Raw genomic sequence first — 20,406 nt, forward strand, 5'->3', positions numbered from 1 at the left:
ACACCGATTTTTTCAGTAGAATCCGTGACACAGATATAATGGCGGGTAAAAACATTCATCATACACCGCTATCATGAGCAAATATTCGTGAATCGCTTGATTCACTGTAGAGTTACCTGATTGTCACAGAGGCAGATATGCAAAACTTTATCCAGAATCTCCCCAAGGTCGAGTTACATCTTCATATTGAAGGCACGCTTGAGCCAGAACTGATGTTTCAACTGGCAAAACGTAATCAGGTTAAGATCCCCTTCCAGACACCAGAAGAAGTCCGGGCCGCTTATCAGTTTAGCAACCTACAATCTTTCCTTGATATCTATTACCAAGGCGCAGATGTATTGCTTCATGAGCAAGACTTTTTTGACCTGACTTGGGCCTACCTACTGCGCTGTCAGGCTGATCGTGTGATTCATACTGAGATATTTTTTGACCCACAAACGCATACTGCCCGTGGCGTTGCCTTTCAAACGATCATCAACGGAATCTCTGCAGCACTGGACAAAGCTAAACAAGAACTGGGGATTTCCAGTCAGTTAATCATGTGTTTCCTGCGTCATCTCAGCGAAGATGATGCCATTGAAACCTTAAAACAAGCCCTGCCTTATCAGGACAAAATTATCGGTGTCGGGCTGGATTCTTCAGAGCAAGGTCACCCACCGGAAAAATTTGCCCGGGTATTTCAAATGGCGCGGGATGCGGGCTTTATTCCCGTCGCCCACGCAGGAGAAGAAGGCCCCGCCAGTAATATTGACGATGCTTTGAATCTCTTGGGTGTCCAACGGATTGATCACGGGGTTCGCTGTGTCGAAGATCCACAACTCGTGCAACAACTGGCCGAGACACGTATGCCACTCACGGTTTGTCCGCTTTCCAATATCAAGTTACGCGTATTTGATGATATGCAACAGCACAACATCGTCGAGTTATTAAGACAAGGGCTATGTGTCACCATCAACTCTGATGATCCGTCTTATTTTGGTGGCTACATGACTGATAATTTCCTTGCAGTGGCTAACGCCCACGAGATGACACATGCTGAACTCGCTCAGTTCACATTCAATGCGATTGAAGCCAGCTTTATCTCAACCGCAGAAAAAGCGCGCATGAAATCAGAAGTTGAAGCCTATCTCAATCACGCCGACACAGAATAAACAACAGCATCACAGCGGAGGTTTTGTGGCAATTTACATTTTTGGGTATGGTAGCCTGATGAATTCATCTTCACGACAATTGACCGGGCAGACAGGTTTAACTTGTCCGGCTGTGGTCGAGGGTTTAACCCGAACTTGGGGAATGGTGGATGACAGCTATCAGGCTTCACCGCTGGTTGCCCAGATCGGTGACGGCATCGTGAATGGGGTGCTGCTCAATGTATCAACCGAAGGGCTGGCTCAGTTCGACCGGCGTGAACGGGGATATCATCGTCTCCGGTTGTCGGCTGCCAACATCGACACTGAATTGCCACTCTCCGATAAAGATGCTGTGTGGGTTTATGTCAAGAATCAACCTATGCCACCGAGTTATGAGCGGCCAATCCTGCAAACGTACATCGATACGGTTCTCACCGGTTGCCTTGAGGTTTCAGAGGCCTTTGCACAACTGTTCGTCAAACACACGTATGGTTGGGAGTATCCACTGGAGAATGATCGCCATGCCCCCAAATATGAAAATTATGCCGGGATTCATCCGCAACACTGGCCTAAAATCGACCAACTCCTCACTCAAGTTCCGGTCTGACAATGCACGGCCTCTTCCCTGAGGCCTGATTTTATTTTGCCCTCACGAAAACTCAGACTTTTGCGGTCGTTACATTTTTATGCCTGCACGTTCATGATAGAATCCGCCTGTTTACAGAAAATGTCCCCAAGATGGCATCATCCGAAGACACAATCCCATCTTCATTTAACGGGCTATGATGTCATCGTTTCGCTGCACTATATTTTATCTGAATGATGTATAGAGGAATGCAATGGCAACGATAAAAGATGTTGCACGAGAAGCAGGTGTGTCCGTCGCAACCGTTTCGCGTGTCGTGAATCAGTCTCCGAAAGCCAGTCAGTCATCCATTACAGCGGTAAAAGCCGCAATGCAAAAATTAGGCTATCGTCCCAATGCCGCAGCCCGGGCTCTGGTGAGTCAAAGCACCAATATTATCGGTGTTCTGGTCAATGATGCGTCTGATCCATTTTTCGGCACCCTAGTGAAAGCCGTCGATAAAGTCGCCCATGAGAATGGTAAGCAGGTGTTGATCGGTCATGGTTACCATCATGCTGAACATGAGCGCAAAGCAATCGAGTTGTTGATCAACAGCCGCTGTGATGCGCTGGTCATTCATGCGAAAGCACTTTCTGATAACGAACTGATCGACTATGCCCGGGAGGTTAAGTCGATGGTGTTGATTAATCGTTACATTCCAGAAATCGCTGATCGCTGTATTTCTCTGGATAATTTTAAAGGGGCGTATCTGGCGACGGAATATCTGATTAAAAATGGGCATAAAAATATTGCTTGTATCAGTTCTTCGCATCCGATTGAAGATACCGAGCAACGTATTTCCGGATACAAAGCCGCACTACATGATTATGGTATTTCGCTGCCTGCCAGTTATATTGAGCAAGCCGAGCCTAATACTGAAGGGGGCGAAGTCGCTACTACGAATTTATTACTAAAATCGCTTGATATCACAGCGATCGTTGCCTACAACGATAATATGGCGGCGGGTGCAATTTTTGTGTTGGAAGAAAACGGCCTGACGTTACCGGATCAAATCTCGATTATCGGTTTTGATGACGCATTAATTTCTCGCTATGTCAGTCCCAAATTAACCACAGTTCTCTACCCGATTCAACTGATGGGAGAACAAGCCGCACAACTGGCTCTCAATCTGGCCAAAGGCACCTCATCAGACTCACAACCGTTACGTTTTTCCCCCACACTAGTCAGACGAGACTCGGTAAAAAAACACGACTAACCACTCGTCAAAAACCACCGCACAGAACAACAGTCTCGAGTCTGCGACAGTCACGAATGGGGCGCTCGAAAATAATGCATTTTTTCGACAACTAATTGCTATTTTTATGCACAATTCTTCTAAACTAAAAATAAGGTATTGGTGAGAAATCGTAACAAGGGTATCGACATGAGTCATTTTGATCACAATGATGTTCAACAAACATCCCATCAGCGTAGTCTGAATGAACAGTTTGTTGAAATTCATGCACATATTCGCGAGCAACTGCCCCAAATTGCCCGAATCTCATTTGCCCTGTACGAGCCATTTTCCGACCATTTAAAGACCTATGCCGATAGCACCCCGGATAATGATGTTTTACGCAACTACGAATATCCGCTGAATCAACTCACCGGGCTGAAGCGCTGTGCTGCTGAACACAGCGATCGCTGTATCAACGATCCGACTCAGCTACTGGGAGTCGATACACCTCACAATCAATGGCTCAAACAACAACGTTTTGGCGCATCACTCGCCTCCCCGATGTATTATGAGAATGAATTTATTGGTTTCATTTTTATCAATACTGCCGAAGGATATCATTTCGACGAACAACTCAGTCAACAGCTATCCACACATATTGACACGATTCGTCAGGCCATTAGCCGTGAATATGAAACCGTTTACAAGATTCTGGATATGACGAGTTTCATTCTTAAACAGAATCCGAAACATCTGGCCCAAAGCCGTGATCATCAAGAAAGAATGTATCATTTCACCAAAATCATCGCCTGGGGTGTCTCACAGCATTATCATCTGGACGATGAGAAAATCGACCATATTACGCTCTTTTCCCGATTACATGATATCGGTAAGCTCTCGATACCACACCATTTGCTTTTAAAACCCGGAGAACTGGAAGTGGCGGAAAAGCATCAGGTTATTGGGCATATTGAAAAAGGGATTGAGATTATGGAATCAGTCTTGTTGCGTGCCAATTGTCTGGATCATGTCTGTATCCAGACACTGAAAGAAATTGTTTCTTACCACCACGAGTTGATGGACGGTAGCGGCTATCCACACGGACTCAAAGCTGATGATATTCCGATCTCTGCAAGAATTGTCACGGTTGCTAATATTTTTGATGCACTGACCACCCATCGACCTTATAAACAGGCTCGCTCTGTCCCCTTTGCCCTATTGGAACTAGAGAAAATGGTTGCCGAAGGAAAACTCGATAAACATTGTGTCAATGCGCTGAGAAACCATCAGGAATATTTAAAAGACATCACTCGAAAATACCCAGAACCGGATCCCTGTCATTTCTCCGACTAAATCGCCAGTTCTTTACTGCACTCCTGTCAACATCAAGCAGCAGAGTCAGTCACTTTCTGACGCAACTTACTCGAAATACATCACAAAAACGAATCGCGCAAAGAACAAATTTATCGAAATCATCTTAAAGTAACGCTAATCCAATCAAAACTTTGAAACTTAATGAAGCAGCCAGTTAATGACTCGCTATAAATTATAAATATAGAGTATAGATAAAGGCGCGTGAATGATGACGCTCTCCGAGTCATGTATCGTGAGTTCACTTGGACATCAACGCCACCAAATAATACCGTCTGATAATGGATATACCTTATGCTCAACAAAGGACATCAAACCCATACTGATTGCAGTACATTAAAAACACCTTACGAATGTATGCTCCACTGGGCTGAATTGCGACCTGATGATATCTATCTGAAACAGATCAAACATCGCCGCTTTGAGACCTATACATTTGCTCAAGTAGCCGACCATGCGCAAAGGTTGGTCAGTGCATTACATGATCTCAACCTGAAACCGGGAGACTGCGTCGCAATCATTTCTAAAAACTGTGCTGAATGGTTTATTTGTGATCTGGCTATTATGCTGGGCGGTTTTGTCAGTGTGCCGATCTTTCCGACTGCCAAAGAAGACACCATCGATTATTGCCTGACTCACAGTGAGTGCAAAGCAGCGTTCATTGGCAAACTGGATGACATGACTGCCGTGATGAACATTTTGAACAACAAACCTGAGTTGCTCAGTATTTCTCTCCCGTATGATAGTGCGCCACACTGCCAGTATCAGTACAACCAACTGATTTACGATCATCCCCCTACGACCTACAAGCCGCACCATGATGAACAGTCGCTGATGTCAATTGTATACACATCAGGTACATCCGGTACCCCCAAAGGAGCGATGTTAAGTTATGGTGGTTTTGCTTGGTCAGTCAGCCAGCTAAGCCAGTGTATCGGAATCAAGAGCCATGATCGGCTTTTCTCGTATCTGCCGCTGGCTCATATCACAGAGCGCGTTTATATTTTTGGCTCTTCCATCTTCACCGGTGTACAGACTGCGTTTCCGGAATCCCTCGATACGTTTATCGAGGATGTAAAAATGCATTGCCCGACACTATTTATTTCCGTCCCTCGGCTATGGACGCTTTTCCAGCAACGAATTCTGGATACCCTCCCACAAAAACGGCTTGATCTGCTTCTCAAGATCCCATTGATTCGAACCATCATCCGCAATAAAGTCGCCCATGCATTAGGCTTGAATAAAGCGAGAGTTCTTGGCTGCGGCTCGGCACCGGTCTCTCCTGAACTATTGCTTTGGTATGATCAACTGGGTTTGAAGATTACAGAGGCTTGGGGAATGAGTGAGTCTTTCGCCTACTCAACCCTCAACTATCCTTATCAAAAATCCAAAGTCGGCACTGTTGGCCTCGCGGGGCCGGGGGTCACTCTCAAGATAGCTGAAGAAGGTGAAGTTTTAGTTCAGAGTAAAGGGCTATTTACCGGTTACTACAAAAATGAACAGGCAACCCGGGAAGTTTTAACCGATGACGGCTGGCTGAAAACGGGTGATATTGGCAAAATTGATTCGGAAGGTTATCTGTCGCTTCTGGGAAGAAAAAACGATACTTTCAAAACAGCGAAAGGGAAATTTGTCTCTCCGGTTCCCATTGAGAAAAAACTCTATCAAGCCAGCCGAGTTGAAATGCTATGTCTCATCGGTTTAGGTCTGCCCGGACCGCTCCTGTTGGTCGTCCCGCATAATATCCCCAATTTCAATAAAGCCCGATATGAACGGTCAGCCAAACGTATCGTCGAAGCATTCAATCAAGAGCTGCAATCTCATGAACAAATCAGAGGAGTGTTAATGGTTAAAGATGTCTGGAGTATTGAGAATGGTATTCTGACGCCCACACTCAAGATCAAAAGGCACTTGCTGGAGCAACAGTATCACCAACTGGGATTACACTGGCCAAAAGATAAGCTTGTGGTATGGGAAGACGCAATCTCCGAAAATCATCCATATGGCTGAGCTTATGAATGACTTTCGGATACTTGGTACGGAAAAACAAACACCGGAATCACCGCCGATTAATCCCAGAAAGATTTCTGACACTCTTTGTGGGCTTCTTCTCGGCTCAGACCAATATCTTCCAACAGATGTTCCGGCAATTCTGATAATTGTCGGCGTGTCTGATAATTTTGCTGCCAATGTTTTATCAAAGAGTAGATATTCTTAACCCAAAAACGATAAGTATCAATCAAAGGTGGTTGAGTTTTATTGACAATAACGTTCATAGTTTATCCTTGATATATGGTGTTTTCGTGGTTAAATGATTATCGAAAATAGCTCGTGGCACAAACGATAAAATCTGACACTCAATTAAGGAAAACTTAAGTGAAAAGTCGCCTACCTCCTTTACAATCTGTCTATTATTTTTACATGGCAGCACAAGCAGGCAGCTTCAAAATTGCATCTGAGCAGCTTTTTGTCAGTGCCGCGGCAATCAGCCAGCAAATTCGTCAACTAGAAGAGTGGTTGAAATGTGAATTGTTCATTCGTCAGCACAGGCGTGTCCATCTGACAACTGAGGGACAGATCCTATATAAATATGCGCAAAAAGGGTTTTCCGAGCTCTATGCAGGAATACAATATTTAACGCAGGATCCGTCACCGAATCAGCTATCAATTTCGACTCATCCGGCTTTCGCCCAACACTGGCTCGTCCCCAAGCTCCAAGAGTTCAGACAAAAACATCCGGATATCATACTGCTGATCGATCCGAAAGATGCATTGGTGACATTTCAGGATGATTCAGTTGATCTCTGTATTCGTTATGGACAAGGAAACTATGAAAATCTGACCAGTATCAAGCTGATGGATGAAGTACTCTATCCCGTTTGTCATCCTCTCTATCAAAAACAACATCGCATCGAATCAGTAAATGATTTATATCGTGTTGATTTAATTGAAGATATGATCCCAGACATGAGTTGGGAACTGTGGTTGAATTCGATCGGAGCCCCAACCGGACGCCCAACCCTTCAATATGAGGGATCGCTGTTTGTGCTGGAAGGCGCATTAGCTGTACAAGGTGTTGCCCTGATGAAACACACATTGGCTCATCGCTATATTCAGGAAGGAAAACTCATCCGCATAGGGCGTCAGGCGATTCGGTCTCGTTACAGTTACTATATTTGTGCCCCAGAAAGTTACCTGCAGAGAAAAAAGGTCAAAGTCTTTATTGCTTGGATCCAAGAACAAATCGCAACCTTTACTCTTTCCGGCTTAAACGAGCTTGATATTATTGAACAGACCATTATCGAACGTACCTAAAACAACGTACGTAAGATGCAGATGATAAAAAGCTTCAGCGCAAATTCGCGGAGTGAAAAACATCACCATCGGTTTAGAACTGACAACAAAAAGCCCCGGCAGCTTTCGCTAACGGGGCTTTATCGTTAAAGGGTTAACCCAGAAGAATTACTTCTTCGCGTTACGTTCTTTAACTTCAGCGATCACTTTCTCAGCAACGTTTGCTGGACATGCCGAGTATCTTTCGAACTCCATAGAGAACTGACCACGACCTGAAGTCATCGTACGCAGTGTACCGATGTAGCCGAACATTTCTGATAGAGGAACGTCTGCTTTGATACGTACGCCAGTCGCACCAGCTTGTTGGTCTTTGATCATACCACGACGACGGTTCAGGTCACCGATGACGTCACCAACGTTATCTTCTGGTGAGAACACGTCAACTTTCATGATTGGCTCAAGAAGCTGTGCGCCTGCTTTTGGCATTGACTGACGGAATGCGCCTTTCGCTGCGATTTCAAATGCGATTGCAGATGAGTCCACTGCGTGGAAGCCACCGTCAAACAGTTCAACTTCAACGTCCAGAGTCGGGAAGCCAGCCAGAACACCGTGCTGCATCATACCTTCGAAGCCTTTCTCGATTGCAGGCCAGAATTCTTTAGGAACGTTACCACCAACAACAGTTGATTTGAAAGTAAAGCCAGAGTTTGGCTCACCTGGTTTGATACGGTAATCGATCTTACCGAACTGACCAGAACCACCAGACTGTTTCTTGTGCGTGTAGCTGTCTTCGATTTCTTTGGTAATCGTTTCACGGTAAGCAACCTGAGGCGCACCAACTTCCAGCTCAACGCCGTAAGTCCGTTTCAGGATGTCTACTTTGATGTCCAGGTGAAGTTCGCCCATACCTTTCAGGATGGTTTCGCCTGAATCTTCATCAGTCTCAACTTGGAATGATGGATCTTCTGCAACCATCTTACCGATCGCGATACCCATTTTTTCAGTAGAACCTTTATCTTTCGGAGAAACCGCGATAGAGATTACTGGTTCTGGGAAGATCATTGGCTCAAGAGTACATTCGTGTTTTGGATCACACAGCGTGTGACCAGTTTGAACGTTCTTCATACCAACAACTGCGATGATATCACCAGCTTGTGCTGAAGTAATTTCAGTACGGTCATCTGCCTGCATCTCAACCATACGGCCGATACGCTCAGTTTTACCTGTTGCTGAGTTAAGGATTGTATCGCCTTTCTTCATCACACCTGAGTAGATACGGATGAAGGTTAGAGCACCAAAGCGGTCATCCATGATTTTGAATGCCAACGCTTTCAGTGGTTCTGCTGCGTCTACTTTCGCCACTTCACCAGTAGGTTCACCAGTTTGTGGATCAGTCAGTTCTTGTGGATCAACTTCTGTTGGGTTTGGCAGATAATCAACAACTGCGTCCAGAACTAGCTGAACACCTTTGTTCTTAAATGCAGAACCACAGTAAGTTGGGAAAAATGCTAGATCACGTGTTCCTTTACGGATACAACGTTTGATGTCTTCGATAGAAGGCTCTTCGCCGTCCATGTAAGCCATCATTAAGTCGTCGTCTTGTTCAACAGCAGTTTCAATCAGGTACTCACGGTATTCATCTACCTGATCAACCATATCTGCTGGAACATCTTTGATTTCGTAGTTTTCTGGTAGACCTGTGTCATCCCATACGTAGGCTTGACGAGTCAGAACGTCAACAACGCCCACGAATTCGTCTTCACGACCGATAGGTAAAGTCATTACCAATGGAGTTGCTGCCAATACGTTCTTCACTTGCTCAACAACGTTGAAGAAATCTGCACCCATACGGTCCAGTTTGTTAACGAAGATGATACGTGCAACTTCTGATTCGTTCGCGTAACGCCAGTTAGTTTCTGATTGTGGTTCAACACCACCAGAACCACAGAATACACCGATACCGCCATCAAGAACTTTCAGTGAACGGTATACTTCTACTGTAAAGTCAACGTGTCCAGGAGTATCGATAACGTTTAGACGGTGGTTTTTCCACTCACAAGTTACCGCAGCTGATTGGATAGTAATACCGCGCTCTGCTTCCTGCTCCATGAAGTCCGTAGTAGATTCACCATCGTGAACCTCACCAGTTCTATGGATTTTACCAGTAAGCTTAAGAATACGCTCAGTGGTAGTGGTTTTACCCGCGTCAACGTGCGCGAAAATACCAATGTTTCTGTATTTCGATAAATCTGCCATTGTCTTACTCTGTTAATAAGGTATAAAGTGCGCGCAGAGTATATCATAATCCGTCAAGACTGATAGCCCCGCTCGCGGTTTGGTGAAAAATATTTTCCATCGCCTTATTTCAAGGCGGTTTTCAATATTTTCGCTGGTTATTCATTTGAGAAACAAGCTAAATTTCTCAATCTGTGCTGTTAAAGCTCATCAAATGCTTGAATCGCATCGGCCAATTTTTTCACCGCATGGATTTGCATCCCTTCAATGCCGCCTTTCGGCATATTTGCATAAGGAATAATGGCTTTTTTAAACCCATGCTTAAAAGCTTCATTTAACCGCTCCTGACCACTTGGTACAGGGCGAATCTCTCCCGCAAGCCCAACTTCACCAAAAATGACCACATCTTTGGGTAAAGCCCGGTCCCGAAAACTCGACAATAATGCCATCACCAGCGCCAAATCCGCACTGGTTTCGGTCACTTTCACCCCGCCGACTACATTCACAAACACGTCTTGATCAGCCATCATCAGACCACCGTGCTTATGTAACACAGCCAGAAGTAAAGAAAGACGGTTCTGCTCAAGGCCGACTGCCACCCGGCGCGGGTTCGCAAGTTGCGAGTAATCTACCAGTGCTTGAATCTCGACCAAGAGTGGTCGCGTGCCTTCCCAGACAACCATGACTGAACTACCGGATGTTTCTTCTTCACCTCTGGATAAGAATATAGCAGAGGGATTAGTGACTTCTCTCATCCCCTGTCCGGTCATCGCAAAAACACCCAGCTCGTTCACCGCCCCGAAGCGGTTTTTGTGGCTTCTGAGCGTTCTGAAGCGACTGTCGGTTCCGCCATCCAATAACACTGAGCAGTCAATAATATGTTCAAGCACTTTCGGCCCAGCTAACGTACCATCTTTTGTCACGTGGCCGACAATAAACAGTGCAACATGATTTTGTTTCGCATAACGAGTCAATGCCGTAGCAGATTCCCGGACTTGAGACACACTGCCCGGCGATGACTGAACATCAGCAATATGCATGACTTGAATCGAGTCAATCACCATAACCTTCGGCTGCTCTTGTTCTGCAATCTGGCAAATTCGATCAACACTGGTTTCAGATAACATGCGGAGCCGATCTTTCGGCAATCCCAAACGAGAAGCGCGCATTGCAACCTGCTGGAGCGACTCCTCACCGGTGACATATAGCGTCGGAACCCCGCTGGCGAGATAACACATGACCTGTAACAATAACGTTGATTTCCCAGCCCCTGGATTGCCACCGATCAAAATGGCAGCACCGGGGACGACACCACCACCCAAAACACGGTCTAACTCTTTGAACCCACTGGTAAAACGAGGCAGTTCCTGTAGATCAATATCAGCCAGTGTTTGAACCTTCGTTTCAGTCACGCCACCGGCATAACCACTCAATCGCTCGTTCCGAGAAACCTGAGGAGAGGCTGCCAGCCGGACTTCCGTAATGGTATTCCATGCACCACATGCATTACATTGCCCTTGCCAGCGAGGAAAATCCGCACCACAATCATTACAAACGTATGCTCTTTTTGTCTTCGCCATATCCCCTCAACTCGATTATGGAATGTGATTCAGTATACAATTTAATTCGAGTAGACCCGAAAATAATAAATAACTCATTAAATTATTGACAAAAAAAGCCGATAATTATTTCAGAGCGTGGACATCATAAATAATTATGCAAAAAACAGAAATTAGATCTATCGCGGAAAAATTAATTCCAGCTTATAAGTCAGAGGATTTTGAAAAAATTCTGTCACAGATAACGGAAGGTGAACAGCCCTCGACTAAATTACTTGTAAAAATGGAACTAAATCGAGTCATGGGTCCTTGCACCAAGATCGTCGATCTCCGTGGACGTGTTCAGGGTGAATGTCGAGAATATCTCCTGAATGGTCTGCGTCACTGGCTCGATGATGTCGCTTTTAATGACTATTACAAATATATCAAAAAATTTGGTGGTTATACCGAAGGTGTATGGGAAGCGCTTTATAATACCCGCAACAATTTTCGGGTGATGAAAGAGAGAAATACCGACAACCAGCCCAGTCTTACCGATTCAGATAGCCCTTTTGAAGTAGAAACGATTCAATTAGGCTACGATCTGAAGCGCAAAGAAAACCGGATGAAGTTTGCTTCACAGGTTGATGTGACATTATCCAATGGACAACGGCTTGTTGCCGTCACACTCGATTTTTCCCCTTCTGGCGCAAAAATCAAAGTGCCTGCGGCATTTGATTATAAATTGGGAGAAAGCATCCAGCTTCATTTCTCGGAACTTGAGCTGAAACACCCGCACCTTGAAGCCCTCCAATCTCCAATCGAGTACCGTATACTCGGTATCGATGAATCTCTTGAAAATGATGCAGTAAAATTTCTTCGACTGATCAAACTGACCGAGACACAGGTGATCGAACAAGTCATTCAGGAGCACCTGTTCAATGAAACGCAGAAAGTGCGCCACGATAATCAAGACAAAATCATGCGGGCCAGAACCCGTGCCTACGAACATACATTTCTGAAGCATGCTTGTCAGCTTCCGGTGTTTTTTGAGGGCGATGAGCTCAAAGTTGTTCTTTTGACCGAAAGCAACCACAATATCTGGCAGTATTGGCATGATGAAAGAAATCAGCAGTCGTTGGGCAATCTGTTTAACCAGCAACGGATGTCACTTCTTGCGAAACAAGGTGTGAGTGAAAGTAGTAATACCCTCTATACTTTTAAACACGACTATCAAGGAAAATGTTTGTTTTTTTCCATGATGAAGTCAGAAGCGACGCCCGAATTGCGCAAATTATTTTGGCACATCGGTGCCAAAAAGGAATCGTGGCGAGCTTTTCGAATCTCAATGTTTGAACTCAGCGCTCAGGAACGGAAAAGTCTTGCCACAGAATCACCGGAGCTGACTAAGCATCTTTCCTCACTGACTCACTGTGGGATATTGCAAGAGGTCAGTAATCCAGAAACCGCTGCAGATTACCTGCTGGTCGATAAACCGAAAATGCCTAGCAGTGAATTAAATATTTTCCGTCATCCGAGAAAAGTGAGTGGTTATCCTGTTTCAATCTTCTTTGATGCCCGCTCTCAACGCAGAGAGCCCCGCTATCGGCTGAGTTCACAGGTCTCTATCGAAACCGCTCAAGGCGATGTTATCAACGGCAAAACCATTGATCTGTCCAAACGGGGAGTTTATATCACCCTTGAAACCCCCGTTGTCTTGAAGGTCGGGGATCTGATCAAGGTCGATTTTATTGAACTCAAACTCTATAACAAGAAATTACTGCTGGATCAGGTCCCCTATCAAGTCGCCCGAATCACGCCAAATGGTCAGCGTATTCAGCTTGCCATTCAGGAAGATAGTCAAACGATAAAAATAATCCGTTTTTTCAATCGGTTAATTGAAAGCAACCGAGATAAATTAATCGAAAATGACGAAATACGACCCACCTTAGCACTACTCGAGGGACTGCATCATATTCTCTTGGATAAGATTGTCTGCTCACCGATCTTTGTCGAACGACAAGGCGCCTATCTCAAAACCACAGCAATTGGAGTCAGTCGCTCACTCGAGCCCTATCAGGTGTTGCTGGCAAAACTCGGACATGGAGAAGGCTATATATCCCTGGATCCGATTTTCAAAGGACATAGTAATACTCTGATCGCGCAACCGATGAAACATGTTGATGGCGCACAACCTCACCATTTTGATATCTATTTTTCCGTCAGGAAATTCGGTAGTCGGGTCCAGTCGCTTGAAACACGCTTGTTATCTGATTTTACAACCACCCAAGAACGAATATCCTTCATTCAAGAATCGTTAGCGATGGGGGATATTTATATCCTCAGATATTGTGCAATCGCAGTATTCCACCCAGTGGCAAAATTATTACGTTCCGATCTGGATGAGTTGTCACTAATTAATATGCATTATGCCAAAGCCATCGAAAAATCGATTGCTTCTATTGTCGGTTATGGTGAGTTTTTTGATATTACCGAAGAGGTACTACTCCGTCTGGAAATCAACTAATTCACATGGGAAGGAGCGCAAGATACGAGTACCATCTGTTTCTTGCGCTCACAACGACTGTGACTCAATTGATTAAGACTGTAATACCAAACTTGCTGATAAAATACAGAGAATGCCACCTAGCTGCGCATAGCGAATCGCAGACTGAGCCTGAGCTTCGACTTTCGGTTTTGCATGGAACGCGATTCCTAATCCGGCAGCATCCATCATCACCAAGTCATTCGCACCATCACCAACCGCAACTGTATTGGCCGATTGAAGATTGTACTGCGTCGTCAGGCTTCGTAAAATATCGGCTTTGGTCTGTGCAGAAACAACCTCACCTAACACTTTACCCGTCAGTTGACCATCGACAATTTCCAGTACATTAGACTGAGCGAAGTCCAGCGCGAGCATCTCTTGCAGATAATCAGAGAAATAAGTAAACCCACCGGACGCAATCGCAGTTCGCCAGCCGAAGTCTTTTAATGCTGAGATCAACTCACGCAATTCCGGCATCAAAGGCAGCACCGCCCGAACCTGTGCGAGAATATTTGCATCCGCACCGGTCAACTGAGCAACACGCTGACGGAGACTCTGCTCGAAATCGAGCTCACCCTGCATCGCTCGCTCCGTGACGGCTGATACTTCCGCACCAACTCCCGCCAGTTTGGCAATTTCATCAATACATTCAATCTGAATGGCTGTCGAGTCCATGTCCATGAGTAACAAGCCCGGTTGGCTTAAATCGGGCAGCGCTTCAAGACAAGCATAATCAACCTGCAACTGTTGAAGGCTCTTTTCATGAGATGCGGTTAAATCTCCTGCCATTAAAGCGACATCATAGTGGCCTACGCGCCAAATCCGATTGATTGGATTGAACATGCCGGTTAATTCATCAAGCTGTGTAAAAAAATCAGGAGACAGGGAGGCACTGTATAAAATCCAGTTCGCCTGAACATGTTGTATCCGTTGCTGTAACTGTTCTGCGAGTGCCGTCTTTTGTGTAATTAACAATGTCTTTTGCGAGTTCATGAAATTTACCTGTAATGAAAGTAACCCGACGTTAACCTATTGCAATTTAAAAACGCAAGTATCAATATGACTTCTGATAAAAATTCTTGTGGTTAAGGTACGATGAGTGGTTCCCTGTTTTCGTTACGCGTATTTCTACGTATCATTGCTGTCCTCAGTGTTGTTATGATGTTTGTCTTTACGGCAGAAAACAGCGTGATGATTAGTAAGGGCAATGAAAAAATTCAGACGAATCAACTGGAGACGCTGACCAAACTGCTGATCTCACAAGCCTCACTCACGGCCAGTAGCTTTTTAGCGGAGCAGGATGAAGAAAAACTGAAATCGCTGACCAATCAACTGGCACGTGATCGATTAGTGTTTGATGCCACGATCTATGATGCAGAAGGCGTACAAATTGCCGCAAGCGACTCAGCGCTCAGCGTCAGGGATGTCTTAGGTCTGGATACTCCGTTGAAAACGGCAAGCATTGGTAGGCAACAGTTGGTTGAACCGGTGTTACACGACAACAACGTGATCGGTTTCATTCGCATTACTTTTGAAACGGGGAAAGTGACGGCTATATCTGATCACCATTACCGGAAAAGTGATCGTTATATGTATTTAATGATCTTGGCAAGCTTTACCAGCGGTATTCTGCTGACCTTATTACTCCGTCGTCAAAAAAGACGTGTCCGTCAAGGTGAGAATTTACTGTTAAAAAATGCAGGATGACGACAGTCACCCTGCACGTTCAATCACTCAACAAAGTCGAGTCTTACTGCGCGTCACCAATCAATACGGATTCAAGTGCAATCTCAATCATGTCGTTGAATGTCGTTTGACGTTCCTGAGCGGTGGTCTGTTCACCAGTCTTGATATGATCGGATACGGTACAAATCGTGAGTGCTTTCGCACCATATTCGGCAGCAACACCATAAATACCGGCAGCTTCCATCTCTACACCGATAATGCCGTATTTATCCATCACATCAAACATGTCTGGATCCGGTGTATAAAATAGCTCGGCTGAAAACAGGTTACCGACTTTCACATCAACACCGCGAGCTTTGGCGGCTTCTTCAGCCGCTTTCACCATCTGATAATCAGCAATGGCTGAAAAGTCATGATTTTTGAAGCGGATACGATTGACTTTAGAATCGGTACAAGCCCCCATTCCGATGACCACATCACGAATATGAACATCTGAACGAACCGCTCCACAACTGCCAACCCGAATCACTTTCTTGACTCCAAAATCTTTAATCAGCTCTGTGACATAAATAGAACAAGATGGAATCCCCATACCATGCCCCATCACAGAGATCTTCCGCCCTTTATATGTTCCGGTATAACCGAACATATTTCTCACGTCGCAAACTTGTACGACATCATCTAAAAAAGTTTCAGCAATATATTTTGCTCTCAGTGGATCTCCCGGCATCAAGACGACATCGGCAAAATCTCCCATTTCAGCATTAATATGTGGCGTAGCCATTTTTTCTCCTTAACTAACTATCAGATCACGCTGATTAATATGAATCAGAACTTTGAGAAACTTCTGTGCCTTCCAATGTTGCCAATAGCGCATTTAACAAACTGGATGCACCAAAACGGTAGTGGCGACTGTCAGCCCACGATTCACCCATGATTTCATCAGCCATCGACAGGTAAAGTGCAGCTTCTTGTGCGGTTCTTACGCCACCGGCTGGTTTAAAACCAACTTTACCCGCAACACCCAGATCACGAATAACTTCCAACATCATCTTGGCATAAGCAGGCGTTGCATTTTCTGCTACTTTCCCGGTTGACGTTTTAATAAAGTCGGCACCCGCACGAATCGCAATCTCAGAAGCTTGTTTAATCAGTGCTTCTGTTTTTAATTCACCCGTTTCAATAATCACTTTTAGCAGTACATCACTACCACAAGCCGTTTTACATTGTTTGACTAAATCGAAACCAATCTGCTCATTCCCGTTCATTAAAGCACGGTAAGGAAAAACAACATCGACCTCATCCGCACCATAAGCAACCGCAGCCCGAGTTTCTGCAAGCGCAGACTCAATATCATCTCGCCCGTGAGGGAAATTAGTGACCGTTGCAATCTTGATATCCGGCGTACCTTGCTCCCGGAGCGTTTTTTTAGCGATAGGGATAAAGCGAGGATAAATACAAATCGCAGCGGTTGTTCCAAAAGGCGTCTTCGCACTTTGACACAACGAAATCACTTTTTCTTCAGTATCATCGTCATTCAACGTAGTTAAATCCATTAAGGTTAACGCCCGTTGAGCCGCTGACTGTAATTCGTTCATACATAACTCCATTTTAATAAACCATCTCAAATCGACATCCGACTATTTTATCTTATCAACAAGTCAGGGATATAGGAGAATAACCGCTCTACCGATCACGCAATCGGTTTGTATCTCATTATGTTATTGGCGATTAGAATCATCACAAATAAAAAAGGCCTCAAGGTATCCCCCTGAGGCACATATCATCATGACTGTTCACCCTACTCTCACTAGAAAGAGAGGAAGAATCCGGCAATCGTTGCAGCCATTAGATTAGATAATGTCCCGGCAACGACAGCTCGCACACCCATCCGGGCAATATCATGTCTCCGGTTCGGTGCAATTCCCCCCAAACCGCCTAACAAAATGGCAATTGAAGATAAATTCGCAAAACCACACAGGGCGAAGGAGATAATTGCAGTTGTTTTCTCTGACATCACTTGCCCTGTCGCAGCAACAACCTGAGCATGATCACCCATGTAAGGCACAAGGTTGGAATAAGCGACAAACTCATTCAACACAATTTTCTGCCCAATAAACGAACCGGCTGTTGTTGCCTCAGCCCAAGGAACACCAATGATATAAGCCAATGGTGAGAACAACCAACCAAGCAGCAAATCCAAAGAAAGTTCAGGCATCCCGAACCAGCCACCGATACCGCCAAGCATACCGTTGACCAAAGCAATCAAACCGATAAATGCCAGTAACATTGCACCAATATTTAACGCCAGTTGCATCCCTGTCGATGCACCGCTTGCTGCGGCATCAATCAAGTTCGATGGCTTATCATTGCCTTCGTCAAAATTCGTTATTTCCTGATTATGGGGCGTTTCGGTTTCTGGTTTCATAATTTTTGCAAAAAGTAAACCACCCGGTGCGGCCATAAAAGATGCTGCAACCAGAAACTCCAAACGAACACCCATCGCAGCATATCCGGCAAGTACACTACCCGCAATCGAAGCTAAACCACCACACATGATGGCAAACAGCTCAGACTGTGTCATTTTCGGAACGTAAGGACGCACCACTAATGGCGCCTCGGTTTGTCCGACGAAGATGTTTGCAGCCGCAGACATGGATTCCGCACGAGATGTTCCCAATGCTTTCTGCAACGCACCACCAATAATTTTAATGGCAATCGGCATAACACCAATGTAGTACAGCACCGCAATCAGAGAGCAAAAGAACACAACAGCCGGGAGCACTTGAAACGCGAAGATGAAGCCTAATCCATCAACCGAAAAATTGACTAAACTGCCGAACAAGAACCCTGTGCCATCTTTACCGTAGTTAATGACGTTCTGCACACCAGCGGTTAACCCCGCCAGAAGATCGCGTCCCCAAGGGTTATAAAGAACAAAACCACCTAATAAAAATTGGATGGCAAAAGCTCCGCCAACCGTTCTAAAATTGATCGCTTTACGATTATCTGAAAGCAGAAAGGCAATTCCAATTAGAACAACCATCCCTACTAAGCTCATAAACAAGCCCATAGTTTATGATTCCTTATATGTGAATTATTCGTTTGAGTGGAGGAAGACGTTTCGGTGGCGGATTATACGATGCCCCAAACCAAAAGCAATTACGGGTCACACATTTATCCACAAAAGAAAAATCATTCACCACAATTATTGATGCTAATCACAAAAACTGCCCAACTAAAAACCATTTAATATCATCAGTTAACAAAAAATCAACATCAAGCAAACAAGGTTATACGCAACAAACACACAATGAGATTATTTGCATACATCCAACGATTGCACCAAAAAATAGAATCAGTCGGCAAAATAACTATATCAGATATACCATTTGAGAATTGTTGTGGCATATCAAATATTACATTATATAGAAATATCAACTAGTTGATGTTGAATTTCTTGTCCTTGAAATTGCACCAAAATGAAACAAAACTAGTTAAATTACAAAAATAAATGATACGACTCTCAAAAAAATCACATCTTTTACTGTAAAACATGCCGATATTAACAAAAAACAAACACAAACAGTTAAATACCACATTAAATGTCAATAAAAATGTGATCTAAGTAGAAAAGACATTCTTTTATTAACACCACCGTCCGACTGCTCGTCTACCTAATCTATGCATTTATAAATGCATTCAGTGAATATGTTGATATTAAAAGTAGACCAAAAATGGGATTTCAATATAAGGATATAGAAACATAGAAGTGAAAAATGAAGGGACTTATTGCTCAAATAAGAAGTCTGTTTTCAGCCAGTCAATCTGCGTCAAGGCCAAAGATCTGATGGCTGTTCTGCCATAAGTGCTCGGCAATATCTGTGACGGCACACTCCTTCAGTTGCGCCAAAGCTTGCAAAACCAGTGGTAAATATTTGGGATGATTTGACTGCCCCTGTAATCCGAACAATGGCATATCCGGGGCATCTGTTTCTAACACCAAAGCCTCTATCGGAAGCTGAGCAACGGCGCGACGCGTCTTGGCAGCCCTTGAATAGGTAATCACACCGCCAATACCAATTTTAAATCCTAATTGAATAAATGCCTGCGCTTGCTGTTCACTGCCTGAAAATGCGTGTAGTACACCACCACGGGTAAATTGATGCTGTTTAATCAACTGTAATAAGCGTGACTGGGTCTTCCGGCTATGGAGAATCACTGGCAATCCGGCATTCTGGGCGATACTCAGTTGAGCAATAAAGATCGCTTCCTGAAGCGCTGACGGAACATCAACAACGGCATCCAATCCACACTCTCCAATTGCCACACAATTTTCATCAGCAACAACCAAGCGTGCTTCCAGAAAGCTCATGCGTTCAGAGCAGCTCATTTCAGCGCAATCGGTATTTAAAAAATAGGGGTGGAAACCAAGGGCATAGAATAATTGCTGCGGTGCGATGGTCGTCAGTTCTTGTACCGCATCCCAGTTACCGATCCCCACCGAAGGAATCAGGAGTCGTGAAACACCGGCATCAGAAGCCTGTTGCCAGTGTAATACGCTCTCAGACTGAAATGGCTCAAAATCAAAATGACAATGTGTATCAAACAATCGGGGTGTATCAAATAATCGAGGCTTAACGATCTTGGTCATGCTCTTGCTTTGCATCGGTCGTTTCACTCCGATAAGGGACACAACTTCGTTTTTGTGCCGGTGTTAAGCCCATACGCAGACACCAACTATCGTAACGCGCCAAACAACGTTTCAACCAACACCACATCAGCCTATCCTCCGAACACAA

The 20,406-nt window shown here is 44.7% G+C and carries 17 protein-coding genes; 8 read left to right on the top strand and 9 right to left on the bottom strand.

The features are described 5' to 3' along the window. Nucleotides 1-137 precede the first annotated feature (137 nt). The 5 genes from MKS89_RS11800 to MKS89_RS11820 all read left to right on the top strand — a co-directional run bounded on the left by MKS89_RS11800 (nt 138) and on the right by MKS89_RS11820 (nt 6,313). Complete coding sequence (locus MKS89_RS11800) at nt 138-1,151, top strand: adenosine deaminase (protein WP_072956130.1); 1,014 nt, start codon at nt 138-140, stop codon at nt 1,149-1,151. Nucleotides 1,152-1,182: 31 nt separating this feature from the next. Further along, nucleotides 1,183-1,737 carry a gamma-glutamylcyclotransferase family protein gene (locus tag MKS89_RS11805; RefSeq protein ID WP_072956461.1) on the top strand — a complete coding sequence of 185 codons (555 nt, stop codon included), beginning with the start codon at nt 1,183-1,185 and terminating at the stop codon, nt 1,735-1,737. A 232-nt stretch (nt 1,738-1,969) separates the two neighbouring features. Next, on the top strand, nt 1,970-2,971 hold the full coding sequence (locus MKS89_RS11810; protein WP_072956128.1) for a substrate-binding domain-containing protein: 1,002 nt from the start codon (nt 1,970-1,972) through the stop codon (nt 2,969-2,971). 168 nt (nt 2,972-3,139) lie between these two features. Beyond that, nucleotides 3,140-4,285: an HD-GYP domain-containing protein gene (locus MKS89_RS11815; RefSeq protein ID WP_072956125.1), complete on the top strand. Its 1,146-nt coding sequence runs from the start codon at nt 3,140-3,142 to the stop codon at nt 4,283-4,285. A 312-nt stretch (nt 4,286-4,597) separates the two neighbouring features. After that, complete coding sequence (locus tag MKS89_RS11820) at nt 4,598-6,313, top strand: AMP-binding protein (RefSeq protein ID WP_072956122.1); 1,716 nt, start codon at nt 4,598-4,600, stop codon at nt 6,311-6,313. A gap of 59 nt (nt 6,314-6,372) precedes the next feature. Here MKS89_RS11820 and MKS89_RS11825 read toward each other — a convergent pair whose 3' ends face one another. Further along, nucleotides 6,373-6,579 carry a DUF1127 domain-containing protein gene (locus tag MKS89_RS11825; RefSeq protein WP_072956118.1) on the bottom strand — a complete coding sequence of 69 codons (207 nt, stop codon included), beginning with the start codon at nt 6,577-6,579 and terminating at the stop codon, nt 6,373-6,375. A gap of 100 nt (nt 6,580-6,679) precedes the next feature. Between MKS89_RS11825 and MKS89_RS11830 the strand changes: the two genes are divergently transcribed. Then, entirely contained in the window at nt 6,680-7,618 is a 939-nt protein-coding gene (locus MKS89_RS11830) for a LysR substrate-binding domain-containing protein (RefSeq protein WP_072956115.1), read from the top strand. 147 nt (nt 7,619-7,765) lie between these two features. Here the strand turns inward: MKS89_RS11830 and fusA are convergent, their stop codons facing one another. Both fusA and radA read right to left on the bottom strand, forming a co-directional pair. After that, nucleotides 7,766-9,853 (bottom strand): elongation factor G, encoded by a 2,088-nt coding sequence (gene fusA / locus MKS89_RS11835; RefSeq protein WP_072956113.1) that lies wholly within the window; start codon nt 9,851-9,853, stop codon nt 7,766-7,768. A 179-nt stretch (nt 9,854-10,032) separates the two neighbouring features. Further along, complete coding sequence (gene radA / locus MKS89_RS11840) at nt 10,033-11,412, bottom strand: DNA repair protein RadA (protein WP_072956110.1); 1,380 nt, start codon at nt 11,410-11,412, stop codon at nt 10,033-10,035. Nucleotides 11,413-11,548: 136 nt separating this feature from the next. Between radA and MKS89_RS11845 the strand changes: the two genes are divergently transcribed. After that, entirely contained in the window at nt 11,549-13,897 is a 2,349-nt protein-coding gene (locus MKS89_RS11845; protein WP_072956109.1) for a PilZ domain-containing protein, read from the top strand. Between the two features lie 72 nt (nt 13,898-13,969). On the opposite strand, the gene serB is transcribed toward MKS89_RS11845, so the two are convergent. Further along, nucleotides 13,970-14,911, bottom strand: a complete 942-nt coding sequence (serB, locus tag MKS89_RS11850; RefSeq protein WP_072956106.1) for a phosphoserine phosphatase — start codon at nt 14,909-14,911, stop codon at nt 13,970-13,972. Nucleotides 14,912-15,013: 102 nt separating this feature from the next. Between serB and MKS89_RS11855 the strand changes: the two genes are divergently transcribed. Further along, entirely contained in the window at nt 15,014-15,625 is a 612-nt protein-coding gene (locus MKS89_RS11855) for a YtjB family periplasmic protein (protein WP_072956103.1), read from the top strand. A gap of 43 nt (nt 15,626-15,668) precedes the next feature. Here MKS89_RS11855 and deoD read toward each other — a convergent pair whose 3' ends face one another. The 5 genes from deoD to MKS89_RS11880 form a co-directional block, all read right to left on the bottom strand. Further along, a complete protein-coding gene (gene deoD, locus MKS89_RS11860; RefSeq protein WP_072956101.1) occupies nt 15,669-16,388 on the bottom strand; it encodes a purine-nucleoside phosphorylase in 720 nt (239 codons plus the stop codon). A 34-nt stretch (nt 16,389-16,422) separates the two neighbouring features. Further along, complete coding sequence (gene deoC, locus MKS89_RS11865; protein WP_072956098.1) at nt 16,423-17,202, bottom strand: deoxyribose-phosphate aldolase; 780 nt, start codon at nt 17,200-17,202, stop codon at nt 16,423-16,425. 212 nt (nt 17,203-17,414) lie between these two features. Further along, nucleotides 17,415-18,677: a NupC/NupG family nucleoside CNT transporter gene (locus MKS89_RS11870; RefSeq protein ID WP_072956096.1), complete on the bottom strand. Its 1,263-nt coding sequence runs from the start codon at nt 18,675-18,677 to the stop codon at nt 17,415-17,417. Between the two features lie 750 nt (nt 18,678-19,427). After that, nucleotides 19,428-20,258: a TatD family hydrolase gene (locus tag MKS89_RS11875; protein WP_072956094.1), complete on the bottom strand. Its 831-nt coding sequence runs from the start codon at nt 20,256-20,258 to the stop codon at nt 19,428-19,430. After that, a complete protein-coding gene (locus MKS89_RS11880; RefSeq protein ID WP_159439607.1) occupies nt 20,242-20,385 on the bottom strand; it encodes a DUF5363 family protein in 144 nt (47 codons plus the stop codon). Before MKS89_RS11880 ends, MKS89_RS11875 begins: the two co-directional genes overlap by 17 nt. Nucleotides 20,386-20,406: the final 21 nt, after the last annotated feature.

Source organism: Vibrio gazogenes (genome assembly GCF_023920225.1).
GTDB classification, from domain to species: Bacteria; Pseudomonadota; Gammaproteobacteria; order Enterobacterales; family Vibrionaceae; genus Vibrio; species Vibrio gazogenes.

Coding starts and splice junctions, on each gene's coding strand:
- fusA (WP_072956113.1), bottom strand. CDS start 9,853: ATGGCAGATTTATCGAAATACAGAAACATTGGTATTTTCGCGCACGTT.
- MKS89_RS11810 (WP_072956128.1), top strand. CDS start 1,970: ATGGCAACGATAAAAGATGTTGCACGAGAAGCAGGTGTGTCCGTCGCA.
- MKS89_RS11845 (WP_072956109.1), top strand. CDS start 11,549: ATGCAAAAAACAGAAATTAGATCTATCGCGGAAAAATTAATTCCAGCT.
- MKS89_RS11880 (WP_159439607.1), bottom strand. CDS start 20,385: ATGTGGTGTTGGTTGAAACGTTGTTTGGCGCGTTACGATAGTTGGTGT.
- deoD (WP_072956101.1), bottom strand. CDS start 16,388: ATGGCTACGCCACATATTAATGCTGAAATGGGAGATTTTGCCGATGTC.
- MKS89_RS11855 (WP_072956103.1), top strand. CDS start 15,014: ATGAGTGGTTCCCTGTTTTCGTTACGCGTATTTCTACGTATCATTGCT.
- MKS89_RS11825 (WP_072956118.1), bottom strand. CDS start 6,579: ATGAACGTTATTGTCAATAAAACTCAACCACCTTTGATTGATACTTAT.
- deoC (WP_072956098.1), bottom strand. CDS start 17,202: ATGAACGAATTACAGTCAGCGGCTCAACGGGCGTTAACCTTAATGGAT.
- MKS89_RS11815 (WP_072956125.1), top strand. CDS start 3,140: ATGAGTCATTTTGATCACAATGATGTTCAACAAACATCCCATCAGCGT.
- radA (WP_072956110.1), bottom strand. CDS start 11,412: ATGGCGAAGACAAAAAGAGCATACGTTTGTAATGATTGTGGTGCGGAT.
- serB (WP_072956106.1), bottom strand. CDS start 14,911: ATGAACTCGCAAAAGACATTGTTAATTACACAAAAGACGGCACTCGCA.
- MKS89_RS11820 (WP_072956122.1), top strand. CDS start 4,598: ATGCTCAACAAAGGACATCAAACCCATACTGATTGCAGTACATTAAAA.
- MKS89_RS11875 (WP_072956094.1), bottom strand. CDS start 20,258: ATGACCAAGATCGTTAAGCCTCGATTATTTGATACACCCCGATTGTTT.
- MKS89_RS11800 (WP_072956130.1), top strand. CDS start 138: ATGCAAAACTTTATCCAGAATCTCCCCAAGGTCGAGTTACATCTTCAT.
- MKS89_RS11870 (WP_072956096.1), bottom strand. CDS start 18,677: ATGGGCTTGTTTATGAGCTTAGTAGGGATGGTTGTTCTAATTGGAATT.